Genomic DNA, 25,724 nt, shown 5'->3' with positions numbered 1-25,724 from the left:
CCAATCAACTCTCATAGTGCTTGGAATAATATTCCTGATACGCACCCGAAGTGACATGATCCAGCCAGTCTTGATTGTTCAAATACCAGTCAATGGTAATTTCTATCCCTTCCTCAAATTGCAGGCTTGGCTCCCATCCAAGTTCTTTTTGGATTTTAGTGGCATCAATTGCATAGCGTAGGTCATGTCCTGCACGGTCTTTCACATAGGTGATCAGCTTCTCGGAGGTCCCTGCTTCCCTACCCAGTTTTAAATCCATTTTGGCACAAAGCAGTTTTACAATGTCTATGTTTTTCCACTCATTGAAGCCGCCGATATTATAGGTCTCCCCATCTTTTCCTTTGTGGAATACAGTATCTATAGCCCTGGCATGATCCTTTACAAATAGCCAGTCTCTCACATTTTCCCCTTTTCCATACACGGGCAAAGGTTTGTTGTTCCGGATATTATGAATACAAAGTGGGATCAGTTTTTCAGGAAAGTGGTTTGGCCCATAATTATTGGAGCAGTTGGAGACCACAGTTCTCATCTTATAGGTATTGGCATAGGCACGGACAAAATGGTCTGAAGCAGCCTTAGATGCAGAATAGGGAGACTGGGGGTCGTATGAAGTGGTTTCCAAAAAGAACCCGCCATCATGCAAAGAACCATATACCTCATCCGTAGAGACATGGTAAAACAGATGTCCGGAAAAATCTTCCTTCCAGAATTCCTTCGCCACATTCAGCAAATTGACGGTGCCAAAGACATTGGTCTTTACGAAAGCCAAAGGGTCGGTAATAGACCTATCCACATGAGACTCAGCAGCCAAGTGAATAACATCTGTAATAGCATGTTTTTCAAATACCGTTGACAATGCATCAGCATCCTGAATATCTACTTTTTCGAAGAAATAATTTGAGGAACCTTCTACTCCTTTTAGATTCTCAAGATTCCCGGCATACGTCAAGGCATCCAAATTAACAATCTTGTATTCCGGATACTTTTCTACGAAAAGTTGTACTACGTGACAGCCGATAAAACCTGCACCGCCAGTGATTAAAATTGATTTACTCATGTCTTATTTCTTGTAGTAGTCTAAATACCAATCGGTAAACGATTTCACACCCTCGTCAATCGGAGTATCCGGTTTATATCCTGTATCTCTTACCAGATCTGATACATCCGCATGCGAGGCAGGAACATCTCCGTGCTGAAGTGGCAAAAGATTCATTTGGGCTTCCTTTCCTAATCCTTTTTCCACTGCACGGATGTAGTCCATCAAGAGTACCGGCGCGGAGTTCCCTATGTTATATACTTTGTATGGGGCTTTTGAACTTCCCGGATCAGGATCTTGTCCGTCAAAGTCTTCATTAGGCCTAGCTGGCCTATCAGCCACTTTGACTACCCCAAGTACAATATCGTCTATGTAAGTGAAGTCCCGCTTCATGTTGCCATAGTTAAAAACCTGGATAGGCTCTCCTTTCATGATGGCTTCAGTAAACAGAAACAATGCCATATCCGGTCTTCCCCAAGGTCCATAAACCGTAAAAAACCTTAATCCCGTAGTGGGAATGTTGAATAGATGACTGTAGGTATGGGCCATTAGTTCATTGGACTTCTTCGAAGCTGCATACAAGCTGATAGGATGATCCACAGAATCAGAAGTAGTAAAAGGCATTTTCTCATTGGATCCATATACTGAGCTTGAGGAAGCATATACTAAGTGCTTGACTGGATGAAAACGGCAGCACTCCAGGATATTCATAAAAGCTACAATATTGCTTTCGATATACACCTCCGGATTGGTTAAGGAATAGCGAACCCCTGCCTGTGCTGCCAGATGTATGACCACATCAAACTTCTCCTTGGCAAAGAGATCTAACAATGGCTTTTTCTCAGAAAGGTCAAGCTGGATAAATCTATATCCTGAAATAGTATCCGACTGCACTAACAAATCCCTTTTCACCTGGTCTCTTCGTACGCCCATATGATCCAGACGGGCATACTTTAGATTAATGTCGTAGTAATCATTGATAATATCCAGACCTACTACCTCATCTCCCCTATCCAACAAATGTTTTGCAACGTGAAATCCAATAAATCCGGCAGTTCCGGTCACCAGGTACTTCATAAATAAAAATTCAAGTTTTATTGATGGCCAAATATAAACTATTCCTTGCTATCAACATTCCTTAATACCTGCTGGTACTGTGTAAAAATTTCTTTCTGAACCCTAGTTCTTTCATAATCCGTGCATACTTTCTGATAGAGATTTGCTGCCAGTTCAGCCATTTTATCCCGCTTCACGTAGGCAAACTCCATTGCTTCTTTGAGGATCTCTACATTTTTCACCGGAAATATCAGCCCGGTTTTCTGTTGGGTAACTATATCTGTATTACCGATAATATCGGAGCAGATCACAGGCAATTCCATCGCTCCTGCTTCCAAAAGTACATTGGGAAAACCCTCGCGATGTGATGGATGGACAAGTACATCCGCCAATGCCAGGTAATGGGCTACATGATCTGACCAATCAATCTGGACGATTCTGGGGTGGTCAGTGATAATTTTTATTGTCTCCGCATCCAAGGGGTTCAGGTCCTGCTCAAAACTTCCAAGTAGCACCAACTTTGATTTCCCGACAATTTTAGAGCTCAGAAAAGCATCCACCAGTTCCTGTATTCCTTTGTCTTTTACCAGTCGGCCCACAGACAGGATAATAAAATCATCTTCTCCCGGTTGGATCCGCATCGTGGCAGCTACCAGATGGTTTTCCTTCAGCACTCCACGGTTGAATTTTGAAAGATCCACGCCATTGGAGGATCCCTCCCCGATCACTGTGAGTTTCTCAGCCGGACATAAGTTATGCGCTATCACAAAGTCCTTTAGGCCTTTGGAGTTAGGCCATACATGTGTGGTGTAGCTGTGAGTAAGCTTTTCCATTTTTTCCAAAAGTCCTTTCTTTCCTCCTTCAGCAGCCATGTATGGAATTCCTGCAAGCGTGTGAATTCTCACTTTCACTCCAGCGAATTTTGCCGCAATCATCCCCAATAATCCCGCCTTTGGGGTATGGGTATGCACTATGTCCGGTTGTTCTTTTTTGATCAGCTGATATAGCTGCCAGAGACATTTTAGGTCTTGTAATGGGGTGATCCTGCGGGTAAAAGGGATGACTTCATGCCTTACCCCCTCCGCTTTGATCACTTGAGGTAATTCTCTTCCATCGGCACTCACCATCAGCACATCCCAGCCCTGCTCCTTCATAAATTTCATTTGTCCGGCAAGCAGGAGTTTCAGAGAAATAGGTACGGTGGTGATTCGGATTAGTTTTGGCATCAAAAAGGGATTCTATATAAAAAGCGAAGGTAAAGCTTTTGAGTCTTTTATCCCTAAGAAAATGCAAATGGTATTCCAAAGAAAGTATTAAAGGATCTCCATGGTGCGGATTTCCACCTTCAATTTCTGATTTGAGCCAGTATTCCTTACTTCTTTTGAGAAAAGCGGCCAACCTGATCCATGAATCACCGAAACGTTTTCTATTGTATTGGAAAGTTGACCAACTTCTGCCATTAATTTATCGATTTCCTCTTCAGTAGCATTTGGCAACATAGTCTTTAAAACCAACACAGTTTCAGAAGCTAATTGTTCAGAATTAGCTTCTGAAAATGAAATGATCCTGTAATCATTATCTTCTGGAAAAATCTCATCCAATAGAACGTATATTTCTCTGTCTAACCTATTTTTTCCCAACGCATTTGGCGCTTTGGAAACAAAAGAAACTTCTTCACCTAAATTGTAAATACCACCATGAAAATTCAAAAACTGCATAACATCCTTAATGCTTTGAGTTTCAATTGAATTTCTGGTTTGATATATCTTAAACGTTGCATCTACTAAATCACTGATTTGAGGCGTATTCCCGAACATCGACTTAAGAGTATCTGCACCTTTTTGGTAAAACTCACTTATATCCTCCCAATTTGTTACTTCTTGAAAAACACCATACTCATTTGTTCTGTATTTTACCATTGACCCATCCGAAATAGAGAGCATTTTTTCTATAAATGAGAAGTAAGCAGAATCCATCTCCTGAAGATCAAAACCAAAATCTCTATAAGACCATAATACGTCGTAGTGCGTGGAAGAACTATCCAAGATCTCCATGTCAACCACGTAATCTATTTTGCTCCTGTTGATAGTGTCATCACCGATTACATCAAATGACTCAAGGGAGAATTGATAAGATTGCATCTCTTTATTCTCCCAGTAAGCAATTGTCTGTACGGTGGAGTCTTCCATATAAATCTGAGAAAGGCCCATCTGAGTAAATATCAACAGGTTTGTGAGCAGGCATATTATTCTTTTCATATTCGTTCAAACAGCACGCAAGAACGCTATTTTTTTCAATTCAAACTATACTTTGTTTTTACCTGGTGAAATTACAATCAGGACACTTTCCTTCCTTCATCATATCAACTAAAGTCAAGCCGAAGTCAAAAGACTTTGAGATAGAATTCTTGTTTTAAGGGCTTTAGATTGTTAAAAATGTTAAAAAACAAAGTTAGCATTTGGCTAAATTGTCAATTATTCTACATTTGTAGAATCTAGTTAACATCTGTAGAATGAAATTATCTAAGTCAGAAGAAAAACTCATGGAGCTTATCTGGTCTCACCAAACCATCTTCATGAAAGACATTCTCGAAATTCATCCAGCCCCAAAACCAGCGGCGAGTACTGTAGCCACGCTTCTCAAGCGGATGCAGGATAAAGGATATGTAGCCTATAAAGTCTTTGGTAACTCCAGACAATATTATCCCCTAGTGGAAAAGCCAGATTATTTTGGAGGAAAGTTTAAAACCATCATTAAGGATTTCTTTTCTGATTCCCCCTTGAAATTTGCTTCGTTTTTCACCAAACAGGCTGATCTATCTACCAAAGAGCTTGAGGAAATCAAGGAGTTGGTAGAAATGGAAATTAAACGACGAAAAGAATGATAATCTATCTACTGAAATTCATTTTATGCTCTGCGGCTCTTTTCACCCTGTTTAAACTATTCTTGTCCAGGGAAAAAAGCTTTCAGTTTAACCGAATGGTACTGTTACTGACTATTCCTCTTTCTGCAATAGCGCCACTTTTATCTGTTCCAATTGAGATTGGGTATTCAATTGAACCTGTAGAGAACTTCATTTATGTGGAGCAGACACAAAACCCAATCTTATCAGATCAAATCTCTGAACCTTTTACTCCCAAGACAGGAACCACTGACATCAATTGGGTATTTCTATCCTATCTACTTATAGCATTGATACTTCTTGTCTCTAAGTCACATTCAATTATAACTCTTTTGCGATGGCGAAATCAAGGCGAGAAACTAACTGTAGATGGCCCTCATATCATCATTTCAGATATGGCAATAACTCCGTTTAGTTTCTTGAACACCATATTTATTAGCATAAAAGATTACGAAAAAGGAAATGATTTGGGAGTAATAGTCAGTCATGAAATGGCTCATATTTCTCAGAGGCATTATCTAGACCTATTTATTCTGGAATTTTTAACTATCATATTCTGGTTCAACCCTATCTGTTATTTGATCAAATATCAGGCACAAGTCAATCATGAGTACTTAGCGGATCAAACCATCCTAGAAAAGAACTATGACATCAATCAGTACAAAAGGACGCTGTTTGAATTTTCAACTTCAAGCCTAATTCCACTAACCAGTCCAATAATTTCTTCAACACTTAAACTTCGAATAACCATGCTAAACAAAATTCAAAACAACAACAGCAAAAACTGGAGCATACTGGCTTCCTGTTTATTAGGAATTCTTACTTGGGGAGTGTTCACTTTGGATCTTCAAGCACAAGAGGTGAAAGCCACTCCTGCCAAAACTGTAAGCCAAGAAATTAAATCTACTGAGCAGCTGTCTAAAGCCGCACAGGAATTAGATAAGCTGATTGAAGATGCAACCGTTATAAAAACTAACTCAAAAGGTGAAGAAGTGCGCCAATTTTGGAATAGAGAGGGACTCCAGCTTCAGATTTATAATCTGTACACCCAACTGCCTGAAAGCGAAAAAACTGGTAATCGGAAACTCCATGGTGAAAATGCAATACGTTTAACTACTATTCCCGAAAAGAAAACCATAACCTCGGATCAACTTCAACTTTGGCTGGACGATACCCAATATGGGGTTTGGTTAGACGGGAAACGCATTGAGAATAGTCTTTTACTTGATATGAAGCCAGATGACTTTGCCATGTTTTATTCAAGTAAACTTGAAAAGAATGCTAAAAATTATGGCAAACATTATTATCAGGTAAACCTGATGACACATGCAAGTTTTGAGAAGACCTTTCCACTTCTAAAAATAGATGAATAGAAAGTCGGTTTCAATCAAGGGATTAGTAGTGAAAAATCTGAAATGCAGCCTTTTTACAGCTAATCCCCTTCTTCCAATTCAAAAACCTCTTCCAGCCGAACTTCAAAAACAGCTGAAATCTTCAAGGCAAGAACCGTAGAAGGCACATACTTGCCCGCCTCAATACTGTTGATCGTTTGTCTGGAAACGCTGACCTTTTCCGCCAAGTCCTGCTGGGTCATATTATGTCGGGCACGCTCTACTTTTATTGAATTTTTCATGTGTTTATTTTTGATTTTTATAGGTCACATGGAATCTCGCATAGTAGATAATCATCCCTTTGTGTTTCGCCTTCGAGATGCTCGATTTCATATAGGGTTTAAAAAGCCAAAATTGCTTTGCCTTGGCGAAACATTACCCATCGAAATCTCAGAATAAAGATTAGCTGGATTGTGAACATATTATAGGCCATAAATTCAAAAAAGGCTAATCCGTAAAAAACGACGGTTCCTAACACTGAAATTATGGTATAGCAAAAACATGCTATCAGCAGCGATTCTAACCTCAGTTTTTGAATATATTCATCCTCTACTTTTTCTTTCGAAAAAATGATAAAGAAAAGTGAGCCAAAAACACCTATCAATGCTAGCTCATTAGTAAAGTTCTCTGAAGCTGCTTGGATAAAACCTTTCTCAGCAATAAATGGAAAATCCAGCCATGAGAACTCAAAACTAAAATAACCAGATAAGATCAGAAGTAATGTGAATGGTAATAACATTAGCCAGCCAATTTTTTGGAAAGAATGGGGAAGCAATAGTTTAGTAAGCATATGGGTCGATTTTAAATCAGTCTTTTGTTGACATATAGATCTGATACTGAAATGCAGCATAGACGTATGCATTCAAAAGAAACAGTACTAAATAAACCGTGAAAATCTCTGAAGTAATTCTATCAAATCGCAGATAGTTAACAAGCATTAAAGCTCCCAATCCCCAAATAAGCCAATAAAAGCCAGTCTGAAAAGCCTGAAGCCTAAAGGACTTGATCATCTCATCTTCCTTCGGTTCCCTAGCCATGTTTAATATTCCAAATCCTATCGCCCAAAAACCATAAATAATCTGCGTGGACTCGTTTGCATCCAAATCCGAATTGCCAAAAGCCAGTCCAATAACCAATAGCACCGGAAGTGGGAAAAACACAAAAGCTACTTTCTTCCACCCTGGAGAAAGTAAGGGCATGTGTAATATTGATTTCTCTTTCATCTTTTTAAAAATTAAATTCCTTAGTTCATTTAGCATCCTAGCCAAGGGAGTTTCTTGAGATTAACAAGCATCCCATTGTACGCTGTTATTTGTCCCGATTGATTTCAAAAGACAAGTAATTTTTACTAAATGTAAAGTAAACTTGACTAAAAATCAAAGTTTTCTTCCAACAATTAATTCACATGCCTTTGGCTTCGACTCATTCCACACTTATAATATTTTATGATTCCACAGAAAAAGAGCCTATTTGTTTACCTTTAAACAATAAATACAATCAATAATTATAGTTTCTATGATTTCGAACATGAAAATAGCCATCGTAGGCTGTGGGAATTTGGGAGCGTCTATAGCAAACGGGCTGTTAAGACGGGAAGATTTTGATCCAAAAAACCTTACTCTCACCAAGAGACACCTGGAAAGTCTGAGTGCTTATACCGTATTAGGAGTAAATGTACAGAGCGATAATATCTCCGCGGCTGCACAGGCAGATATAGTGATCCTAGGGGTGAAACCCTATAACATCGCCCCAATTCTCAATGAGATCAAACCTGCTTTAGACCCTAAAAAACAAGTGATCATTTCCCTTGCCACAGGGATTACCTTGGCAGAAATGTATGAAGTGGTAGATCCTAGGACTATCACCTTCCGTGCTATGCCCAATATTGCGGCGGATATCCAGGAATCTGTTACCTGCATCTGCGCCAAAAATGCTGACAATGCCCAGATCGGGTTAGTATCTGAATTGTTTGACGGAATCGGATTCACCATCCCTATTGACGAAAGCTTAATGGAAGCAGCGACTGTACTGGGTGCCTGTGGGATTGCATACGTCCTGAGGTTTATGCGGGCGATGATTCAGGGGGGGATCCAGATAGGTTTTGACTCCGTGACGGCTAGTAAAATCGTGAACCAAACCGTGAAAGGAGCAGCTGAACTGATGATCCAAAAAAACATGCATCCTGAAGCGGCAATAGATAAGGTGACCACTCCCAAAGGATGTACCATAGTGGGATTGAATGAAATGGAACACCAGGGATTCAGTTCAGCAATGGTAAGAGGGGTCATTGCCAGTTATGAAAAAATAGCGAAGTAGTTGATTTTTTAACGGATTATTAATTTTCAAGGAATATTAAATCTAAATCAGGAAAAATTAATATTTAATTCAATAAGAATAACTTTAGGATTGTTTTTCTTTTGAATCTTTTCAGTAGATTTGTCCTGGGTGATAAACAACTTTTGCTATTCCTTTTTCAATGACACGATTTTTAAAGGAAGGACTGTTTGGTACTTTTTCTTCCTTCCTTTCATGTTTACCTGCTCCACAAAAAAGCCTTCTGGACAATTCCAGAAGGCTTTTTTGTTAGGGGTGGTTTAGAAGAATTCTATTCAAAAATCTCCGCCAACTTCGCTCTTAGGCTAGGGCCACGGAGATCCTTCCCAATGATCTTGCCATCAGGGTCGATCAGGTAAGTGGCCGGAATAGCATTGATCTGATACAACTCAGCCGCAACGGAATTGAAATATTTCAAATCAGAAACCTGCGTCCAGGTCAATCCATCTTCTTCAATAGCTTCCACCCAAGCTTCCTTGGTACGGTCAAGGGAAACCCCAAACACTTCAAAGCCCTTATCTTTATACTCGTTATAAAGTTCTACTACATTAGGGTTTTCTTCTCGACAAGGCTTGCACCAAGCCGCCCAAAAATCAATCATCACATATTTACCTCTCAAATCAGAAAGCTTTACCGTTTCGCCGGCTGGATTTGGCAATTCAATCTCCGGGGCAACCTGCCCCATAGAAAGCGCCCTCATCTCATCCAGTTGCTGCTTCAGCTGTACAATAGTTTTAGTCTCAGGATATCTTTCATCGAGTTTGGCCACCAAGCTATCCATAAACTGAAACTCATTTTTAGGATTGAGCAATCCTATCGCAGCAAGTGAGGCAAAACTATCTCCCATGCTGTTGATGACATTCTTCACCTCAGATGCCTGGTTAGTTTCCAGTGCCATGGCATCTGTCTGGATCTGCTTGATCGCCTCAGTATCATTTTCGCTCATGGCATTATAATAGGCCTCATTGAGTGCGTTGACCTTGGACTGATAAGATTCCATCAGCTTTTCGATTTTGAGCATTTCCTTAGAATCCCGAGAGCCTTCAATCACTAGATTTTCGGGCTCGGAAAAATCATAATCTACATTCACATCATCCTTGTAAAGCGCAAGGCGAATCAGCTTTTGTCCATATAGGTTCAATTCATAAAATGTGGGCGAATCCACTTCCAGCTCATAGTTAAACCCACCCTTGTTATCCAATTCCAGCGTGTCCAGCACTTTGGGACGATTATCAGTGAATTGGGACAGGATTATCACACCCTCAGGTGCATTCTCAATAGTCCCGGAGATCTCAACTTTCCCATCATTGGATTGCTTTTCCCCACAGGAGAAAAGAGAGATTATGGCAAGCAAAAGGATTACGTTCATTCGATTCAGCATGGGTTAATTATCTAATAATTCTGTCAATAGTTTTGTTGCCACTTTGGGATCTGCCTTTCCTTGGGATTTTTTCATCACTTGCCCCATGAACAAACCCATCAAACCTTTTTTACCTGATCTGTATTCCTTCACTTTTACTGCATTTGCTGCCAATACTTCTTCAACGATCGGCTTTAGTGAGGATTCATCACTTTCCTGTAGCAGATTAAGTCGATGGGCTATTTCCAATGGGCTTTCTGTAGGAGTTACTAACATTTCAGGAAAGATATTCTGAGATGCCGCACTGTTGCTTACTTTATTTTCATCTACCAAAGCAATCAACCGGGAAAGAGAATCTGTGCTCACCGGAAAATCCTGCATGCTTAACGATTGCTCATTTAGCGTTGATTTTATAGGCCCCATCATCCAGTTAGACGCCGCTTTATAGTTTTGGGTTTTGCCACAAAGCTCATCAAACCATAGAGCGACTTCCTTGGATTCTGTCAGGAAACTGGCATCATAAGCCGGCAAACCATAAGATTCCACAAATTTTCTGTGCAGTTCTCTTGGCAAAACAGGCATGGTAGCTTTTACGACATTCAGCCACTCGTCTGAGATCACGACTGGACTCAAATCAGGCTCAGGAAAGTATCTATAATCATTCAGGTCTTCTTTGGTACGCATACTGGCCGTAAGTCCTGTATTTGCATCAAAAGTTCTGGTTTCAGAAACAACTTCCTCCCCAGCTTCTATCAGGCCTATCAGGCGTTCATGCTCGTGCTCAATTGCGCGGAACACATTCCTGAAGGAATTCATGTTTTTCACCTCCACTTTTTTGCCCAGTTCCTTAGCATCTTTCAGCTTCACAGAGACGTTGGCATCACAGCGGAGCGATCCCTCTTCCATATTGCCGTCACAGATATCCAGGTATTTCACCAGTTTCTTCACCTCCGCCAGAAAAGCATATGCTTCTTCAGGGCTGTTGATATCGGGCTCGGTTACAATCTCAATCAACGGAGTACCGGCGCGGTTAAAATCGACTAATGTGTCAGACTCTCCTGCCAAATGAATGGACTTTCCGGCGTCCTCTTCCATATGCACTCGGTTCAAGATCACGTCTTTTTTGGTGCCGTCCGCCAACTGGATCGGAACTGTCCCTCCTACACAAATAGGCCCTTTGTCCTGCGTAAGTTGATATCCTTTGGGCAGATCCGGATAGAAGTAGTTTTTTCGGGCAAATACGTTGTGTCGGGTAATCTCAGAATTGCAAGCCAATCCCATCTTGATGGCAAAGGCAATAGCTTTTCTGTTTACCTTCGGCAAAGTGCCAGGGTGCCCCAAGGTAATCACAGAAATCTGTGTGTTGGGTGATTTCCCATAGGCATTGGCATCAGCAGCAAACATTTTACTCTCGGTCATAAGCTGCGCATGCACCTCAAGCCCTATAACCAATTGATATTTATTCTTTATCTCTTCACTTAGCATCCGCTCGTGTTTTTCTATTTTCTAAAGATATAACTCCCTGGCTCTGATCACCACATTTTGTAGTCCAGCGAGATTTTTTCCACCAGCAGTGGCAAAAAACGGCTGTCCTCCACCGCCTCCTTGGATTTCCTTTGCCAACTCCCTCACGATCTGACCCGCGTTCAGATTCTTGTCTTTGACCAGATCGTCTTCGATAATCACCGCGATCTGAGGCTTGTCATCAATTTTCGCTGCCAAAATAACGAAAGCGTTCCCGGTTTCATTTTTCAATTCATAGGCAAGTTTCTTCAATGAATCAGCATTTGGTAGTTCCACTTGTGCAATAAGGGTATTAATCCCATCTCCAGGCACGAATTGCTTGAGCAGCTCCGCTTTCACACCCGAAGCTTTCTCCAAGTGTAGGGAACCAATTTCTTTTTTAAGCTCATTTCTCTCCTGAATCAACGATTCAATTGACTTTATTAAGTCCTTTGGATTCTTAAGCAATTCCTGGATTTCCTTCACCATATTATCCTGTTTGCGGAAGTATTCCTCTGCTGCCTTAGCGGTGATCGCCTCGATTCTTCGGACACCCGACGCACTGGAGCCTTCCGAAATAATTTTGAACAAACCTATTTTACTCGTCTGAGGTACGTGTGTGCCTCCGCAAAGTTCCACAGAGAAATCCTTATCAAATGTGACCACTCTAACGTAGTCACCATATTTCTCACCAAAAAGCGCTGTAGCCCCTTGTTTTTTTGCCTCCTCTATCGGCACGTTTCTCTGCTCCGAAAAAGGGATATTTTGCCTGATTTTACTATTTACTATATCCTCCACCTTAGATATCTCCTCATCAGTAAGTTTACTGAAGTGGGAAAAATCAAACCTAAGCAAGTTCTGATTGACCAAAGAGCCACGCTGCTGGATATGATCCCCAAGGACTTCTTTCAAAGCCGACTGAAGCAAGTGAGTAGCAGTATGATTGTTTTCAGTCAAATAACGTTTTTCGGCATCGACCTCAGCTCCAAATTTAGCTTCGGGATCAGCTGGTAGTTTTTCCACAAAATGAACGATCAGGTCATTCTCCTTCTTTGTATCGATCACTCTCACTTTTTCTGTCTCAGAGATCAGCCAGCCAGTATCTCCTACCTGCCCCCCGCTTTCCGCATAAAACGGAGTCTTATCCAATACTATCTGATATTTGTCGCCCTTTTTATCAGAGATCACTCTGTACTTGATGATCTGAGCATGTGCTTTTAAGTAATCGTAGCCTACGAATTCCACTCCGTCATCCTCATTTACAACCACCCAATCCCCGGTTTCTGATTCGGAAGCTGCACGGGAGCGGGTTTTCTGGGCTTCCATTTCCTGGGCAAAACCTTTCTCATCCAGTGAAAGGCCGCTCTCACGGGCGATCAAAGATGTAAGATCCAGTGGGAACCCAAAGGTATCGTATAATTCAAAGGCAGTTTTTCCGGGAATGACTTTTTCCCCTTTCCCCCTCAATTCCGCTTTGATCTGGTCTAGCATTTTCAACCCGTTGTCCAGGGTGCGAAGGAAGGATGACTCCTCTTCGAAAATCACTTTGGCAATAAACTCCTGCTGCTGCCTGACTTCCGGGAAAATATCCCCGAAATTATCAGCGATCAAACCGGTCAATTCATACAAAAATGGTTCATGAAAACCCAAGAATGTATAGCCATAGCGAACGGCTCTTCTAAGTATCCTACGGATCACATATCCAGCCTTATTATTGGAAGGCAATTGCCCATCCGCTATGGTAAATGTAATCGCACGGATATGGTCCACAATCACCCGAAAGGCAATATCTGTAGGCAAATCTTCCCCGTAAACCTTACCTGATTTCTTAGCCAATGCAGCCAAAAAAGGAGCAAACAAATCCGTGTCATAATTGGAGGATTTTTGTTGGATAGCCCGTACCAGCCGCTCGAAACCCATCCCGGTATCTACATGGGTGGCAGGCAAAGGTTTAAGACTTCCATCAGAAACCCGGTTGAACTGCATAAAGACCAAATTCCAGATTTCGATCACCTGTTCGTGGTCATTATTCACCAAGTCTTTTCCGGCCACCTGGACACGTTCCCCATCTGACCTAAGGTCAATATGTATTTCCGAACAAGGCCCGCAAGGTCCCACGTCACCCATTTCCCAGAAATTATCTTTTTTGGATCCCATGATGATACGATCCTCCGGTACTATGGCTTTCCAAAGATCATAGGCTTCCTGATCCATCCCGAGGTTATCTCCTTGGTCTCCTTGGAAGACAGACACGTATAGGCGGTCTTTGTCCAGTCCATACACCTCGGTCAATAATTCCCATGCCCAGGCGATTGCATCCTTTTTGAAATAATCACCAAAAGACCAATTGCCCAGCATCTCAAACATGGTATGATGATAAGTATCCACTCCTACTTCTTCTAGGTCATTGTGCTTACCACTGACGCGTAGGCATTTTTGTGAATTGGCTACACGGGAATATTTGGCGGCTTCGTTGCCCAGAAATGCGTCTTTGAACTGGTTCATTCCCGCATTTGTGAACATCAGCGTTGGGTCATTTTTGACCACAATCGGTGATGAAGGGACGTAATGATGCTGCTTTGACTGGAAAAACTCTATAAAGGTGCTCCTTATTTTCTTTGCTTCCATGGAGGTTTTGAGGCAATTTAGAATGCTTTTTTGGCCTATTATCAGGCGATTTGATTGGGTGACAAAATTAGCAGAAATGGCGGTGTTACCTGCATCGGGCTATGAATTTCTCAATCTGAATAATTTCACGAAAGGACGTAAAGGCGCAGTTTTCATTCAGCATCCTGGAGGTGTTTGAAACCTTAAAGGATTTTATAACTAAGGATCTCACCCATTCCGGGTTTTATTGTACCTATTTCCAATCAGCCTAGAATTCTGTCCTCCCTTTGGGATTGAAAAACCTTTTCCCAAAACGCTGGAAGACAAAAGTGGCTATCAACTCTCCGGGAATCCCGTAAATCAAAAATCGTGTTTCGTAAATCCGCTTACAACTTGTATTTCCCTTTGTCTAACCTTACTTTCAATAAAATTTCTATAAACTCTATCGCAACTAATGAGCTACCTCGATCAAATATCCTCTCCTACATTACTTCTGGACGAAAAAATCTGTAGAGCCAATCTCAAGCGCATGGCAGATAAAGCTGCACGCCATAATATGAAGTTGGTACCGCATTTTAAGACTGCCCAGTCAAATCAAATCGGAGATTGGGCCAAGGAATATAATATCACAGAAGTGACAGTTTCATCCATGAAAATGGCGGAGTATTTAAGCGGTCAAGGATGGGTGAATATTCACATCGCTTTTCCTTTTAATCCACTGGAAATACCAAAACTCAATCAAATAGCGGCAAAACAGGCTATTTCGGTACAGTTGATCAACGTCGCCACTACCCAGATGCTCGTAGATCAATTGGAGCATCCGGTGGGATTTTTCATAGAGATCGACGCAGGCTATGGCAGGACTGGAGTAGAAGTGAGTGATTTTGGATTACTGGAAGAGATTTTGCTGCTGGCAAAAAAGTCTGACAAACTGAATTTCAAAGGTTTTTATCTACATCCCGGGCATACCTATTATATGCCGGATATTCCGGCTATATACGAGCAATCCAGAAATGCGCTGGGAATGCTCAAAAATAAATACAGAACCGAATATCCAAATTTGGTAACTAGGATTGGAGATACACCTGGCTGCGCAGTGATGGAGGATTTTGAGGATATAGACGAGATGGGACCTGGCAATTTTGTTTTTTATGACCTGATGCAGGCTGAGCTGGGAGGATGTGAGCGGTCAGACATCGCTGTTTGCCTTGCAGTACCTGTGGTGGACATCAAAAAAGACCGGAAAGAAATCCTGGTACATGGAGGCGGTGTGCACTTGGCCAAAGATGTATTGGTAGGAGAAAATGGGTTGAAAAACTTTGGGGAGGTAGTTTACCTAAATGAAAATGGCTGGACTATTCCTGAGCAGAAGTCCTTTCTGAAAAGCATTTCCCAGGAACATGGTTTAATCAAGGCCACAGACGAGTTGCTGGCTAAAGTAAAAGTTGGGGACATACTTGGGATTCTTCCGGTGCATTCATGTATGACCGCTGACGCTATGGGCGAATACATGACGCTGGATGGGAAAATGGTGGATCACGCAGAAGGCAGCGCCCATTAATCAATCACAGATTATACAAGACTTAAAAGGTGGGAAATAGACAATTTTATATTGACCTTAAAAAACCCGAACACAAACCCAGACCTAAACGCTGGGTTTGTTTTTACCAGAAGACATACTTATGATCAAAGACATCAAACTTTTAAAAACCGAAGTACTTTCAGACAATTGGTACACGCTCCGCAAAATCACTTTCCAATTCACCAAGAAAAATGGTGAAGTCATCACACAGGAAAGAGAAGCATATGACCGGGGCAATGGAGCGACAATCCTTTTGTACAATCAGGAAAAGAAAACCGTAATTCTAACACGACAATTTCGTCTTCCTACCTATACCAATGGCAATGAATCAGGCATGATGATCGAAGCCTGTGCCGGACTACTGGATAAGGATAACGCGGAAGACTGCATCCGTAGAGAAACAGAGGAGGAAACAGGGTATTTAGTGAAGGATGTGAAAAAGGTATTCGAAGCTTACATGTCTCCGGGCTCAGTGACGGAGATCCTGTACTTCTTCATCGCCGCCTATACAACAGACATGAAAGTCAGTGAAGGTGGTGGAGTGGATCATGAAGAAGAAAATATAGAAGTGCTGGAAATGGCTTATGAAAAAGCCTTGGGTATGATAAGCACTGGGGAAATCAAGGATGCCAAAACAATTATGCTGATTCAGCATTTGAGATTGCAGGGGATTTTATGAATCGTAAATCATTCACTTTTTTAAATTCAGTGAATTTAAAATTGAAAAATCTTATCTTTCACTATGGAAACGATCAAAATTAAAGTTAATGAGAAGATCCTAGATAAAGTCTTATCTCTTCTCCAGCAGTTTGATAAAGAGGATCTTCAAGTGATAGAGCCAGAACCTGATTATGGATTTTCTGAACCAGAATTGAAATATGAGTATCAAAAACTTAAATCTGGAAATACAAAAACCTTTTCTTTGGAAGAAGCTGATGAAATTTTAGAGGAGACCATAAAGCGTTATGAAAATTGAGATTCAGTCTTTATTTCTGAAAAAACTCAATAGACAAGTAGCTTACATAGCAAGTGATAAACCACAAGCAGCACGCAGATTTAAGCAAAAACTCTTAAATCAAATTCGAACTCTTGAAAGTCATCCTCTCAAGCATAGGAAATCCATTTATTTCGAGGATGATACTATCCGTGGTATGATCTTTATGGGATATGTTATTGTGTACAAAATAGAACTTGATAAAATAATTGTATTTGGTTTGATGAAATATGAACAGGGTTTCAAATAGTTTGTATATACGCAATCAGACCAGTATCCAAAATAAATTTTGACTGTACGTCATTTGACACGCTCACAATCCAAGCAAAGTCGAGGTCATTTAGTCTACTTTATTCTTCAATGAAGCCTATTCTGAAAAAAATCCTCTGGTGGATATTTGGATTACTCTGCACTGTGGTAGGCCTATACCCTATCCTGTATTTTATCCTAGACAGAAATTTCGGATTACTACAATCCAAAACCGCCGAACTGCTCAGCAATCCCCTCTGGAACACTGCATTCTACACCCATATAGTGTTGGGAGGAGTAGCCCTTTTAATCGGCTGGGTTCAATTCCCAAAAGCTTTTCGGGACAGAAACAGAAAACTGCATAAGAAAATCGGAATGGGATATGTTACGGCGGCATTTTTCAGCAGCATCGCCGGGATTTACATTGGGATCCATGCCACAGGCGGAATGGCAAGTGTTCTGGGTTTCGTATCCTTGGGGGTCATATGGCTAGTAAGCACCATGATGGGTTGGCTTACTGCCAAAAAGCATGATTTTGATGCGCACGAAAATTGGATGATCTTTAGCTATGCGGCATGCTTTGCGGCGGTGACACTCAGAATCTGGCTCCCGCTATTAATCACCTTACACCACGGGGAATTTATTCCTGCTTATAGGATAGTTGCTTGGCTTTGCTGGGTTCCGAATATCGCACTTGCGTTTTGGATAGTGCGCAGAAAAATAACGGAAAGGCAAAGCTTTGCGATGAAAAATCAAATCCTCTGAATGGATAGTATGTCAATGTTTTCTTTGTCCAAATTTGTATAAAATAAGAATTATAGTGAGTTCAAGAATGGGTTTACTATCTCCCCTACCTATGGTAGAAATAAAAAAAGCCCAGATTTGAAATCTGAGCTCTTGATAATAGTTGGCTTATTAAAACTTAGAAGTAAAGTGTTTTGCTTTTTCCTTTAAGATCCGTAACCTTCAAATGAATGTCCTTTGTTTCAAAATTAGTGAAGGAAAAGTCTTTTATAAACCCTTCATTCTGATCTATGTGCTCTGAATGGATTACTTTGCCAGAATCGTTAGAATAAACTTCTACTTCCACTCCAGGCTCAAGCAGTCCCACTACGGTTAATCTTACGGTATTTTCATCTATTGTTTTACCATAAGCCATCAAGGGAAGAGCCGCAGCTTCTGGCTTGGCTGTCGTAGCCACTTTATAGATTACTTCTTCCTGATCCGTGATGATTTTCACCTGATATTCCCCCGCCGGCATGTTCTCCATATTGTAAGGCACCAACAGGTTTTCATTTTTAACCCGTACTTTTCTATTGCTAAGCAATTTTCCTTCAGGGGACAAAATGGAGATCTTTGCAGTGCCCACTCCTTCATTAAGGGTGACATTGATTTTTTTGTCTTTGGCATTTACTGTGGAAAGTGATCTTAGATCTTCGCTTGCACTCGCTATAAAAGAGCTAAAAGTAAATACGCTGGCTAATGCTACTGTTAATAAGGTTTTCATAATATGTTGGTTTAAAATTTTAGATTTTTTGTTGTGCTATCCTTAATGCGAAGGGCATACCAATCCAATTTTCAATTTGTCCCACAGTTCCAAGAATATTTCCGAAACCTCAATAAAAAGTTAAAATCCAAAATTTAATTCTGAAAAAATTTCAGCAATCACTTAAAACATGTACAAAATATGGTCACTTCTCTGTCCGACTGTATTACTAGCGGACATTTCCACTCTTATCCCTGCATTTTGTAGGTTGCGCGGACTCTTGCTTGTTAAGGAAATTTAATTTTGAAAATGATGAGAAAAACTGGAACTGGATTTTTACCAAAAGTATATCTGTACGTTTTTGGACACCCTTCGTCCGCTAGAATACAACTTGTTCATCCAAACCCGGACAGATTTCTATTCCCAGTAATACTAGATCGCACAAATCACTTTAGTTCACCTAGGTCGATCTTGCTTTTCTAATCTTAAATAGGGTGTTTTATTTGGAATTCATCAGCATAATACCGTAATTGTCATCATGACACAATAGAAATAAAACCGCCTGTTTATACTGAAACGATCAGATCCAATTAACTTAAAATGAACTCTTCTCTTATGAAAAAAAACTTATTCCTGCCCTTTTTACTCTTTCTGTTTGGAACACACACCCAAGCCCAGGAAGCCTTATTCGGAGCCCAGCAGATTACTTCTCCCGAAATCCATGAGGACGACCGTGTCACTTTTCGCATGTTTGCACCTAATGCAGAAAAGGTACAGGTGACAGGTGACTTCTTGCCTACCGTAAAAATGGAAACCCCTATGGGAGAAATGGATGGGCCTGGATCAGCTGACTTGACCAAAGATGACAAAGGCATCTGGTCTTTTACTACAGAATCTCTCGATCCTGAATTGTATAGCTATTCTTTTATCGTAGATGGGCTCAAAATCACAGATCCAAACAATCCATTCCTCATTCGTGATGTAGCTTCAGTCACCAATGTATTTCTTGTGGGTGAAGGTCAGGCCGCACTTTACAAAGTAAAAGATGTACCTCACGGATCGGTCACACGAAGATGGTATGATTCCCCGGGATTGGGAATGGATCGGAGGCTTACGGTATATACCCCTCCGGGATACGAAAAGTCAAAGGAGAAATTTCCTGTATTATATTTACTTCACGGAGCAGGTGGTGATGAGGAGGCATGGATTGCATTGGGAAGGACAGCTCAGATTATGGATAACCTGATAGCCCAAGGTAAAGCTAAACCGATGATCGTAGTCATGCCTAATGGTAATGTGATCCAAGATGCCGCTCCCGGTGAGGGAAGTGAAGGCATGTATAAACCGGCCTTTATGATCCCCAAAACGATGGACGGAACCTACGAGGCAAATTTCATGGATATTGTCAAATTCGTAGAAAGCAACTATCAGGTAAAGAAAGACAAAGCGAACCGGGCTATTGCCGGGCTGTCTATGGGAGGCTATCATACCATGCATATTTCCAGGTTTTATCCTAACACATTTGACTACATGGGACTGTTCTCCGCAGCGATCATGCCTAGAGAAGATGCTAGCAACAGTGTTTACAGTGACATAGACGGCACACTGAAAAACCAAATGGATAATGGTTATAAGCTGTACTGGATCGCAATCGGAAAAACCGACTTCCTATACGATGCCAATACAGAATACAGAGCTAAACTGGACGCTATGGGCATGCCTTATAAGTATATAGAATCTGAAGGAGGACATATCTGGAGAAACTGGCGTGTGTATCTGACGCAGTTTGCACCTTTGCTGTTTCAATAATCACCAATTTCAAAATCCAACTGGCCTGCCTAAAATTATTTGGGCAGGCCATTATCATTTGTAAAACCAGTTGGGCAGAATCCGAACATTTGCTATCGGAACTAAGTGGCTCTGCCGCTGGGTGACCAAGCTAATTCGCTTTCAATTTTGTATTTTTCTGAATTAGTAAATCCTGATCGTATGAAAGAATCCCAGAGAATCCGTAGCCTTTTTTCCAAGCAATACAATCAAAATCCCTGGATAGGGGTAAACTTTGTAGATAAATTAGCGCAGATTACTCCAGAACTGGCAGCTTATAAATTTTCCCCCAAGACCAATTCCATTTGGGAGATCCTCAATCACCTCATAAGTTGGAGGGAACTTGTGCTTGAAGGGATCCACAAAAACACCTACTCCAGCCCATCCCATAATTTCTTTTTGCCGATAAAAGATCCTTCTGAGGAAGAATGGAATCTTACATTGGATCGTCTGCATGCTTCACAAGAAGCCTGGCTGGAATATTTCTCATCATTTGAGGAAGGGATTTTAGAAAAGAAATTCGGTGATCATACCTACACCTATTATGAATTGATCCTGGGTGTACTTCATCATGACATTTACCATTTGGGGCAAATAGCTCTTTTGGCAAGAGTTATTTCTGAAAGTTCAAAAGGGCAAGTATAAGTAGTTTGATAGAAATGAAGTTTCCACTTTTGGAGATATACTTCTACCTACTATTGGCTTACCTCCTTGCTCCAGCTCCACGGAACCCATTTCTTTAACTTTTCAAAATCTAAGCCGTTTTCAGATTTATGAAGGCATTGCTACTGGCAATCATAGCTATATTTATTTCTTCCGGCATTTCTTGCGCACAGGACATTATCCTGAAGCTACAGCCTGGTGAACTTCCTGCGCAAGAGAGAAATTACCGCTTTGATCAGCTCCTGGACACCCGAGGTCGCAAAGAAGTCGGGCGGTTATTTGATGCCCAGCGAAAAGCACATTCACTGACATTCGACGGAAAACTAGCTGAACAAACCCTTGCTCTATACCGATCAAAAATAAAACCCACCCACGCCCCTAGTCACAACATATTGGTCAAAATCCATACGCTTGATCAAAGCGAAATCTACCAAGCGGATTGGAAAGCCTATAAAGGAGAGATAGAATTGAAATTGGGTTTCTTTTTGATCGGTCCAAATGAACCGGAACATCTGGTGGACTTTCAAAGCAAAACCAATTATCGTCGCCCGATAAACCAACCCCATCATATTGAGCCAGCTGTCAGGAGTTTGTTCGAGAACGGATGGAAATACTTTGACGATTGGATAAGTGCGCAGAGCATGGGTAATAGACTACTTGCAAAAAAAGTGCGTCTTAACATCATTGACCCGGTACGTAAAAGTACAGCGGACACGGTGTTTTATGACCCTGGCAGACCGTTGACATGGGATGACTTCAAAGAATCCCCCAGTCCCCTCAGTTCTTTTAATGCCACGATTTTCAGCAGTCTATCCATAGAGGGAAACGCTACTGTGGAAGATGGTGAAATCATACAAAACATTGAGATCAAAGTATATATGATCCCTGCGCAATCCTGGGTCAAACATGCCGACAGTTATGCCAGCAACCATGAGCAACGGCACTTTGACATCACCAGAATAGCGGCTGACCGCATGAAGGAAAAGCTAAAGTCAATGGATACTGACCCTTACTTATTTGAGGCAAAACTCAATGATATATACTGGGATGCCTATAGGGAAATGAACCGGATGCAGGAGCTTTATGATCAGCAAACCAAACATGGGCTGAATAAAGAGATCCAGGATAAATGGAATAATTTGATAACCGATGCACTTTCAGGAAATTATCAAAGCCTGGAAATACTTTTGGGCATAGGAAATTGAACCCTACTTGACTGTCCCCAAAGTAAATTCTCAAAAAAAACCAATCTGATTTGCATTTTCTCAGTGACCCCCTATCTTTGCCAACGATAATGGAAAACAGCAATAGAAATATTGATTTTTTAGCAACTGCACGTCAAGGCAACTTGATGCATCACTTCCATCATTCCTCCTGAGGAATAATTTTATACAACCGGTGAAGCCGATGACAGGGATTCCGCTTTTCACCAAAACCCTTACAATCTTTTACTTCTTAGCGTAACTTGCCAACATGGAAAAAATTATCCGTATTGCCGTACAGAAAAGCGGTCGATTATCTGAAGACTCACTTAGCCTCATCAAAGAATGTGGCATCAAATTTTATAATGGAACAGGCAAACTCAAGTCCACTTCCACCAATTTCCCTATTGAATTCTTATTTCTCCGCGACGATGATATCCCCGGATATGTAGCTGATGGAGTGGCTGATCTGGGAATCGTAGGCCAAAACGAGGTAGTGGAAAAAGACAAAAATGTCACTACCATGAAAGCCTTGGGATTTTCTAAATGCAGACTTTCTCTTGCAGTAGCCAAAGGTCAGGAATACACCGGAGTTCATTTTTTCCAGGGAAAAAGCATAGCGACTTCCTACCCAAAAATATTGGGGGACTACCTCAAAAGCCAAAATATCAGCGCAGATATACATGAGATATCAGGTTCAGTGGAAATAGCGCCCAGCATAGGACTGGCAGAAGGTATCTGCGATATTGTGAGCTCCGGCTCCACACTGATGATGAATGGACTGAAAGAGGTAGAAGAGATCTTCAAATCCGAGGCAGTTTTGATCGCCAATAATGATCTTGAGGATTGGAAAAAAGAAATCGCAGAGAAATTACTCTTCAGAATCAACGCCGTTCAGAAAGGCAAAAGCAGCAAATATGTGTTGCTCAATGCACCGAATGAATCCATTGAAAAGATCACCAGCTTGATACCGGGCATGCGCAGCCCTACTATTTTGCCACTGGCACAAGAAGGCTGGTCTTCCGTACACTCCGTATTGAACGAGGATCAGTTCTGGGAAAATATCGAGGAACTCCGGGCTGCAGGCGCGGAAGGTATTCTGGTGGTTCCTATAGAAAAAATGATTCTCTAAATACAAGCTACTCTATTCACCTCCTAGACCAGACAAAAGATGAAAATCCTGGATAATCCTGCAAAGGAAACTTGGAAAAAACAATTGGCCCGGCCCACCATTAAAACCAAGCAGATAAATAAAATAGTAAAGCCTATCCTGCGAAAAGTGAAGAGAAATCGGGACAAAGCCCTGTTCAAATTCGCAGCAGAATACGATCACGTTGAATTGGAATCCCTCTATCCATCCGAGGTAGAAATACAGGCTGCCTCAGCTGCCCTATCCCCTGCCCTAAAAGAAGCAATACAGGCGGCCAAGACTAATATTGAGCGATTTCATATGGCACAGACTACACCGGATCTGGTAGATGAAGTTATGCCTGGGGTAGTTTGCAGAAGAAAAAGCATACCTATCCAAAAGGTGGGGCTTTATATCCCCGGAGGAACTGCACCGCTTTTCAGCACCGTGCTCATGCTTGGCATTCCTGCCGTATTGGCCGGTTGCAAGGAAATCGTGCTGTGTACTCCTCCGAATAAAGAAGGGAAAATCCATCCGGCAATCCTTTACACCGCTGATTTGGTGGGTATCACCAAAATAGTGAAAGTCGGTGGTGCCCAGGCGATCGCCGCAATGACGTTTGGAACTGAAAGCGTACCCCAGGTGGATAAAATCTTTGGTCCCGGCAATCAATACGTAACCGCGGCCAAACAGATAGCTACTAAATACGGAGTGGCGATAGATATGCCCGCTGGTCCTTCTGAAGTTCTTGTTTATGCTGATATTTCGGCAAACCCTGCTTTTGTAGCTGCCGATTTACTTTCACAGGCAGAACATGGCGTGGATAGCCAGGTAATATTAGTGACGGATTCGGAGCAATTTGCGAAGGCGGTAATCAAGGAAATGGAGTCTCAACTTGAAGATCTCCCAAGAAAGGATATCGCAAAAAAAGCCTTGACTAATTCCAGAGCAGTGATCATCGACAAAACGGAGGACGCTATAGAACTGATCAATTTCTATGCTCCTGAGCATCTGATCATCAGCGTAGTGGAAGAAGACGAGGCGGTGGATGCTATCTACAATGCGGGATCTGTTTTTATCGGAAACTATACTCCTGAATCTGCAGGTGACTATGCCTCCGGCACCAATCACACCTTGCCTACCTATGGCTATGCAAGAAATTACAGCGGGGTGTCCTTAGACAGCTTTGTAAAGAAAATAACCTATCAAAAAATCAGTCCTGAAGGATTGAAAAATATAGGACCCACTATAGAAATCATGGCAGAAAACGAGCTACTGGAAGCTCACAAAAATGCCGTGTCAATAAGACTCAAACATCTAAAAAAACAGAAAAAATGAAGTTTGACTTAACCCCCTTACTTAGACCGCATATCGCAAACCTCCAACCCTATACATCCGCACGGGATGAATATACCGGAAAGGAGGGCATATTTCTAGATGCCAACGAGAACCCGTACGGATCCATTACTGATGAGGATCACAACAGGTACCCGGATCCTTACCAGCTGGAACTAAAGGCCGAAATCGCAAAAATAAAAAACGTAAAAGCATCCCAGATATTTTTGGGAAACGGTTCAGATGAGGCTATAGATCTATTGTTCAGGGCATTTTGCAATCCAGGAAAAGATAATGTGATCCTTCTTCCTCCTACCTATGGTATGTATGAGGTGAGCGCTGGTATCAATGATGTGGAGACCCGCAAAGTTCCGTTGACGGCAGATTTCCAACTTCAGCCTGATTTAATTCTAAATCATGTGGATGAGCACACCAAAATCATCTTTGTGTGCTCGCCCAATAATCCCAGCGGAAATAAAGTCAAAAGAGAAGATATTTTAAAGCTATTGACCGAATTCAAGGGGCTAGTTGTGGTGGATGAGGCGTATATAGACTTCAGCGATGAGCCAAGTTTTACCTCCTATCTGGGTGACTATGATAATCTGGTGGTCATGCAGACATTTTCCAAAGCTTGGGGTTTGGCTTCACTTCGGCTAGGGATGGCTTTCGCCGGCAAGAAAATGATTAAGATCCTTAATCGCATCAAGCCACCTTACAATATCTCTGGTCTTACCCAGCAGACTGTGTTGAACGCTATTAAAAAAGTGGACAAGGTCAATACAATGATTGCCGATATCCTTCAGGAAAGAGAATACCTCAGGAAAGAAATAAGTGAACTGGATTTCGTGGAGAAAATCCATCCTTCGCATGCCAATTTCCTCTTGATTAAAATCCCAAATGCCAGCCATGTCTATGACGACCTGATTGAGGAGAAAATCATCGTCAGAAATCGGTCGAAAGTACAGCTCTGTGAAGAATGTCTGCGCATCTCTGTGGGTACCCGAGCTGAAAATGAGGCATTGATCCAGGCTTTAAAAAAAATCCATGCAGAAAGCTTTAATCTATAAA

General features: G+C 41.5%; 25 protein-coding genes. 14 read left to right on the top strand and 11 right to left on the bottom strand.

Translation table 11 applies throughout. From position 1 onward, the window contains the following. Positions 1-4: 4 nt before the first annotated feature. The 4 genes from rfbB to LZF95_RS12810 all read right to left on the bottom strand — a co-directional run bounded on the left by rfbB (position 5) and on the right by LZF95_RS12810 (position 4,350). A complete protein-coding gene (gene rfbB, locus LZF95_RS12825; RefSeq protein WP_233755469.1) occupies positions 5-1,057 on the bottom strand; it encodes a dTDP-glucose 4,6-dehydratase in 1,053 nt (350 codons plus the stop codon). 3 nt (positions 1,058-1,060) lie between these two features. Then, positions 1,061-2,113, bottom strand: a complete 1,053-nt coding sequence (locus LZF95_RS12820; protein WP_233755467.1) for an NAD-dependent epimerase — start codon at positions 2,111-2,113, stop codon at positions 1,061-1,063. Between the two features lie 38 nt (positions 2,114-2,151). Continuing rightward, positions 2,152-3,318, bottom strand: a complete 1,167-nt coding sequence (locus LZF95_RS12815) for a glycosyltransferase family 4 protein (protein WP_233755465.1) — start codon at positions 3,316-3,318, stop codon at positions 2,152-2,154. 87 nt (positions 3,319-3,405) lie between these two features. Further along, positions 3,406-4,350 (bottom strand): hypothetical protein, encoded by a 945-nt coding sequence (locus LZF95_RS12810; RefSeq protein WP_233755463.1) that lies wholly within the window; start codon positions 4,348-4,350, stop codon positions 3,406-3,408. Positions 4,351-4,604: 254 nt separating this feature from the next. Between LZF95_RS12810 and LZF95_RS12805 the strand changes: the two genes are divergently transcribed. Further along, complete coding sequence (locus tag LZF95_RS12805; RefSeq protein WP_233755462.1) at positions 4,605-4,976, top strand: BlaI/MecI/CopY family transcriptional regulator; 372 nt, start codon at positions 4,605-4,607, stop codon at positions 4,974-4,976. A gap of 95 nt (positions 4,977-5,071) precedes the next feature. Next, on the top strand, positions 5,072-6,367 hold the full coding sequence (locus LZF95_RS12800) for a M56 family metallopeptidase (protein ID WP_233755460.1): 1,296 nt from the start codon (positions 5,072-5,074) through the stop codon (positions 6,365-6,367). A gap of 59 nt (positions 6,368-6,426) precedes the next feature. Here LZF95_RS12800 and LZF95_RS12795 read toward each other — a convergent pair whose 3' ends face one another. The 3 genes from LZF95_RS12795 to LZF95_RS12785 form a co-directional block, all read right to left on the bottom strand. Beyond that, positions 6,427-6,627: a helix-turn-helix transcriptional regulator gene (locus LZF95_RS12795; protein WP_233755458.1), complete on the bottom strand. Its 201-nt coding sequence runs from the start codon at positions 6,625-6,627 to the stop codon at positions 6,427-6,429. A 98-nt stretch (positions 6,628-6,725) separates the two neighbouring features. Continuing rightward, positions 6,726-7,124, bottom strand: a complete 399-nt coding sequence (locus tag LZF95_RS12790; protein WP_233755456.1) for a hypothetical protein — start codon at positions 7,122-7,124, stop codon at positions 6,726-6,728. 67 nt (positions 7,125-7,191) lie between these two features. Beyond that, positions 7,192-7,608, bottom strand: a complete 417-nt coding sequence (locus tag LZF95_RS12785) for a hypothetical protein (RefSeq protein ID WP_233755455.1) — start codon at positions 7,606-7,608, stop codon at positions 7,192-7,194. A gap of 292 nt (positions 7,609-7,900) precedes the next feature. On the opposite strand from LZF95_RS12785, the gene proC reads away from it, so the two are divergent. Continuing rightward, positions 7,901-8,701 (top strand): pyrroline-5-carboxylate reductase, encoded by an 801-nt coding sequence (gene proC, locus LZF95_RS12780; RefSeq protein ID WP_233755454.1) that lies wholly within the window; start codon positions 7,901-7,903, stop codon positions 8,699-8,701. Between the two features lie 289 nt (positions 8,702-8,990). Here the strand turns inward: proC and LZF95_RS12775 are convergent, their stop codons facing one another. Genes LZF95_RS12775 through alaS form a run of 3 tightly spaced genes read right to left on the bottom strand, consistent with a single transcriptional unit; the run spans position 8,991 to position 14,210 of the window. Further along, positions 8,991-10,088, bottom strand: coding sequence for a TlpA disulfide reductase family protein (locus LZF95_RS12775; RefSeq protein ID WP_233755453.1), 1,098 nt, complete (start codon positions 10,086-10,088; stop codon positions 8,991-8,993). 15 nt (positions 10,089-10,103) lie between these two features. After that, a complete protein-coding gene (gene gatB, locus LZF95_RS12770) occupies positions 10,104-11,564 on the bottom strand; it encodes an Asp-tRNA(Asn)/Glu-tRNA(Gln) amidotransferase subunit GatB (protein ID WP_233755452.1) in 1,461 nt (486 codons plus the stop codon). A 21-nt stretch (positions 11,565-11,585) separates the two neighbouring features. Beyond that, positions 11,586-14,210 (bottom strand): alanine--tRNA ligase, encoded by a 2,625-nt coding sequence (gene alaS, locus LZF95_RS12765; RefSeq protein ID WP_233755451.1) that lies wholly within the window; start codon positions 14,208-14,210, stop codon positions 11,586-11,588. A 433-nt stretch (positions 14,211-14,643) separates the two neighbouring features. On the opposite strand from alaS, the gene LZF95_RS12760 reads away from it, so the two are divergent. From LZF95_RS12760 to LZF95_RS12740, 5 genes are all read left to right on the top strand, one after another. Continuing rightward, positions 14,644-15,750, top strand: a complete 1,107-nt coding sequence (locus LZF95_RS12760; protein WP_233755450.1) for an alanine racemase — start codon at positions 14,644-14,646, stop codon at positions 15,748-15,750. A gap of 121 nt (positions 15,751-15,871) precedes the next feature. Then, positions 15,872-16,450, top strand: coding sequence for a GDP-mannose pyrophosphatase NudK (gene nudK / locus LZF95_RS12755; protein ID WP_233755449.1), 579 nt, complete (start codon positions 15,872-15,874; stop codon positions 16,448-16,450). A gap of 63 nt (positions 16,451-16,513) precedes the next feature. Beyond that, positions 16,514-16,747: a hypothetical protein gene (locus LZF95_RS12750; protein WP_233755448.1), complete on the top strand. Its 234-nt coding sequence runs from the start codon at positions 16,514-16,516 to the stop codon at positions 16,745-16,747. Then, entirely contained in the window at positions 16,737-17,015 is a 279-nt protein-coding gene (locus LZF95_RS12745; protein ID WP_233755447.1) for a type II toxin-antitoxin system RelE/ParE family toxin, read from the top strand. Before LZF95_RS12750 ends, LZF95_RS12745 begins: the two co-directional genes overlap by 11 nt. Before the next feature lie 110 nt (positions 17,016-17,125). Continuing rightward, entirely contained in the window at positions 17,126-17,779 is a 654-nt protein-coding gene (locus LZF95_RS12740; RefSeq protein ID WP_233755446.1) for a DUF2306 domain-containing protein, read from the top strand. Between the two features lie 157 nt (positions 17,780-17,936). On the opposite strand, the gene LZF95_RS12735 is transcribed toward LZF95_RS12740, so the two are convergent. Further along, on the bottom strand, positions 17,937-18,521 hold the full coding sequence (locus LZF95_RS12735) for a hypothetical protein (protein WP_233755445.1): 585 nt from the start codon (positions 18,519-18,521) through the stop codon (positions 17,937-17,939). A gap of 594 nt (positions 18,522-19,115) precedes the next feature. Between LZF95_RS12735 and LZF95_RS12730 the strand changes: the two genes are divergently transcribed. From LZF95_RS12730 to hisC, 6 genes are all read left to right on the top strand, one after another. Then, a complete protein-coding gene (locus tag LZF95_RS12730) occupies positions 19,116-20,309 on the top strand; it encodes an alpha/beta hydrolase-fold protein (RefSeq protein WP_233755443.1) in 1,194 nt (397 codons plus the stop codon). A gap of 180 nt (positions 20,310-20,489) precedes the next feature. Next, complete coding sequence (locus tag LZF95_RS12725; protein WP_233755441.1) at positions 20,490-20,972, top strand: DinB family protein; 483 nt, start codon at positions 20,490-20,492, stop codon at positions 20,970-20,972. A gap of 128 nt (positions 20,973-21,100) precedes the next feature. Further along, positions 21,101-22,195: a DUF922 domain-containing protein gene (locus LZF95_RS12720; RefSeq protein WP_233755439.1), complete on the top strand. Its 1,095-nt coding sequence runs from the start codon at positions 21,101-21,103 to the stop codon at positions 22,193-22,195. Between the two features lie 268 nt (positions 22,196-22,463). Next, positions 22,464-23,324, top strand: a complete 861-nt coding sequence (gene hisG, locus LZF95_RS12715; RefSeq protein ID WP_233755437.1) for an ATP phosphoribosyltransferase — start codon at positions 22,464-22,466, stop codon at positions 23,322-23,324. Between the two features lie 39 nt (positions 23,325-23,363). Next, entirely contained in the window at positions 23,364-24,659 is a 1,296-nt protein-coding gene (hisD, locus tag LZF95_RS12710) for a histidinol dehydrogenase (protein WP_233755435.1), read from the top strand. After that, complete coding sequence (gene hisC, locus LZF95_RS12705; RefSeq protein WP_233755433.1) at positions 24,656-25,723, top strand: histidinol-phosphate transaminase; 1,068 nt, start codon at positions 24,656-24,658, stop codon at positions 25,721-25,723. Before hisD ends, hisC begins: the two co-directional genes overlap by 4 nt. Position 25,724 lies beyond the last annotated feature (1 nt).

The sequence above is a fragment of the Algoriphagus sp. AGSA1 genome, assembly GCF_021390545.1.
GTDB lineage: Bacteria > Bacteroidota > Bacteroidia > Cytophagales > Cyclobacteriaceae > Algoriphagus.
Note: the sequence above shows the minus strand (reverse complement) of the source record. Positions and strands in the feature narration are given on the sequence as shown.

Coding starts and splice junctions, on each gene's coding strand:
- rfbB (WP_233755469.1), bottom strand. CDS start 1,057: ATGAGTAAATCAATTTTAATCACTGGCGGTGCAGGTTTTATCGGCTGT.
- LZF95_RS12820 (WP_233755467.1), bottom strand. CDS start 2,113: ATGAAGTACCTGGTGACCGGAACTGCCGGATTTATTGGATTTCACGTT.
- LZF95_RS12815 (WP_233755465.1), bottom strand. CDS start 3,318: ATGCCAAAACTAATCCGAATCACCACCGTACCTATTTCTCTGAAACTC.
- LZF95_RS12810 (WP_233755463.1), bottom strand. CDS start 4,350: ATGAAAAGAATAATATGCCTGCTCACAAACCTGTTGATATTTACTCAG.
- LZF95_RS12805 (WP_233755462.1), top strand. CDS start 4,605: ATGAAATTATCTAAGTCAGAAGAAAAACTCATGGAGCTTATCTGGTCT.
- LZF95_RS12800 (WP_233755460.1), top strand. CDS start 5,072: ATGGTACTGTTACTGACTATTCCTCTTTCTGCAATAGCGCCACTTTTA.
- LZF95_RS12795 (WP_233755458.1), bottom strand. CDS start 6,627: ATGAAAAATTCAATAAAAGTAGAGCGTGCCCGACATAATATGACCCAG.
- LZF95_RS12790 (WP_233755456.1), bottom strand. CDS start 7,124: ATGTTATTACCATTCACATTACTTCTGATCTTATCTGGTTATTTTAGT.
- LZF95_RS12785 (WP_233755455.1), bottom strand. CDS start 7,608: ATGAAAGAGAAATCAATATTACACATGCCCTTACTTTCTCCAGGGTGG.
- proC (WP_233755454.1), top strand. CDS start 7,901: ATGATTTCGAACATGAAAATAGCCATCGTAGGCTGTGGGAATTTGGGA.
- LZF95_RS12775 (WP_233755453.1), bottom strand. CDS start 10,088: ATGAACGTAATCCTTTTGCTTGCCATAATCTCTCTTTTCTCCTGTGGG.
- gatB (WP_233755452.1), bottom strand. CDS start 11,564: ATGCTAAGTGAAGAGATAAAGAATAAATATCAATTGGTTATAGGGCTT.
- alaS (WP_233755451.1), bottom strand. CDS start 14,210: ATGGAAGCAAAGAAAATAAGGAGCACCTTTATAGAGTTTTTCCAGTCA.
- LZF95_RS12760 (WP_233755450.1), top strand. CDS start 14,644: ATGAGCTACCTCGATCAAATATCCTCTCCTACATTACTTCTGGACGAA.
- nudK (WP_233755449.1), top strand. CDS start 15,872: ATGATCAAAGACATCAAACTTTTAAAAACCGAAGTACTTTCAGACAAT.
- LZF95_RS12750 (WP_233755448.1), top strand. CDS start 16,514: ATGGAAACGATCAAAATTAAAGTTAATGAGAAGATCCTAGATAAAGTC.
- LZF95_RS12745 (WP_233755447.1), top strand. CDS start 16,737: ATGAAAATTGAGATTCAGTCTTTATTTCTGAAAAAACTCAATAGACAA.
- LZF95_RS12740 (WP_233755446.1), top strand. CDS start 17,126: ATGAAGCCTATTCTGAAAAAAATCCTCTGGTGGATATTTGGATTACTC.
- LZF95_RS12735 (WP_233755445.1), bottom strand. CDS start 18,521: ATGAAAACCTTATTAACAGTAGCATTAGCCAGCGTATTTACTTTTAGC.
- LZF95_RS12730 (WP_233755443.1), top strand. CDS start 19,116: ATGAAAAAAAACTTATTCCTGCCCTTTTTACTCTTTCTGTTTGGAACA.
- LZF95_RS12725 (WP_233755441.1), top strand. CDS start 20,490: ATGAAAGAATCCCAGAGAATCCGTAGCCTTTTTTCCAAGCAATACAAT.
- LZF95_RS12720 (WP_233755439.1), top strand. CDS start 21,101: ATGAAGGCATTGCTACTGGCAATCATAGCTATATTTATTTCTTCCGGC.
- hisG (WP_233755437.1), top strand. CDS start 22,464: ATGGAAAAAATTATCCGTATTGCCGTACAGAAAAGCGGTCGATTATCT.
- hisD (WP_233755435.1), top strand. CDS start 23,364: ATGAAAATCCTGGATAATCCTGCAAAGGAAACTTGGAAAAAACAATTG.
- hisC (WP_233755433.1), top strand. CDS start 24,656: ATGAAGTTTGACTTAACCCCCTTACTTAGACCGCATATCGCAAACCTC.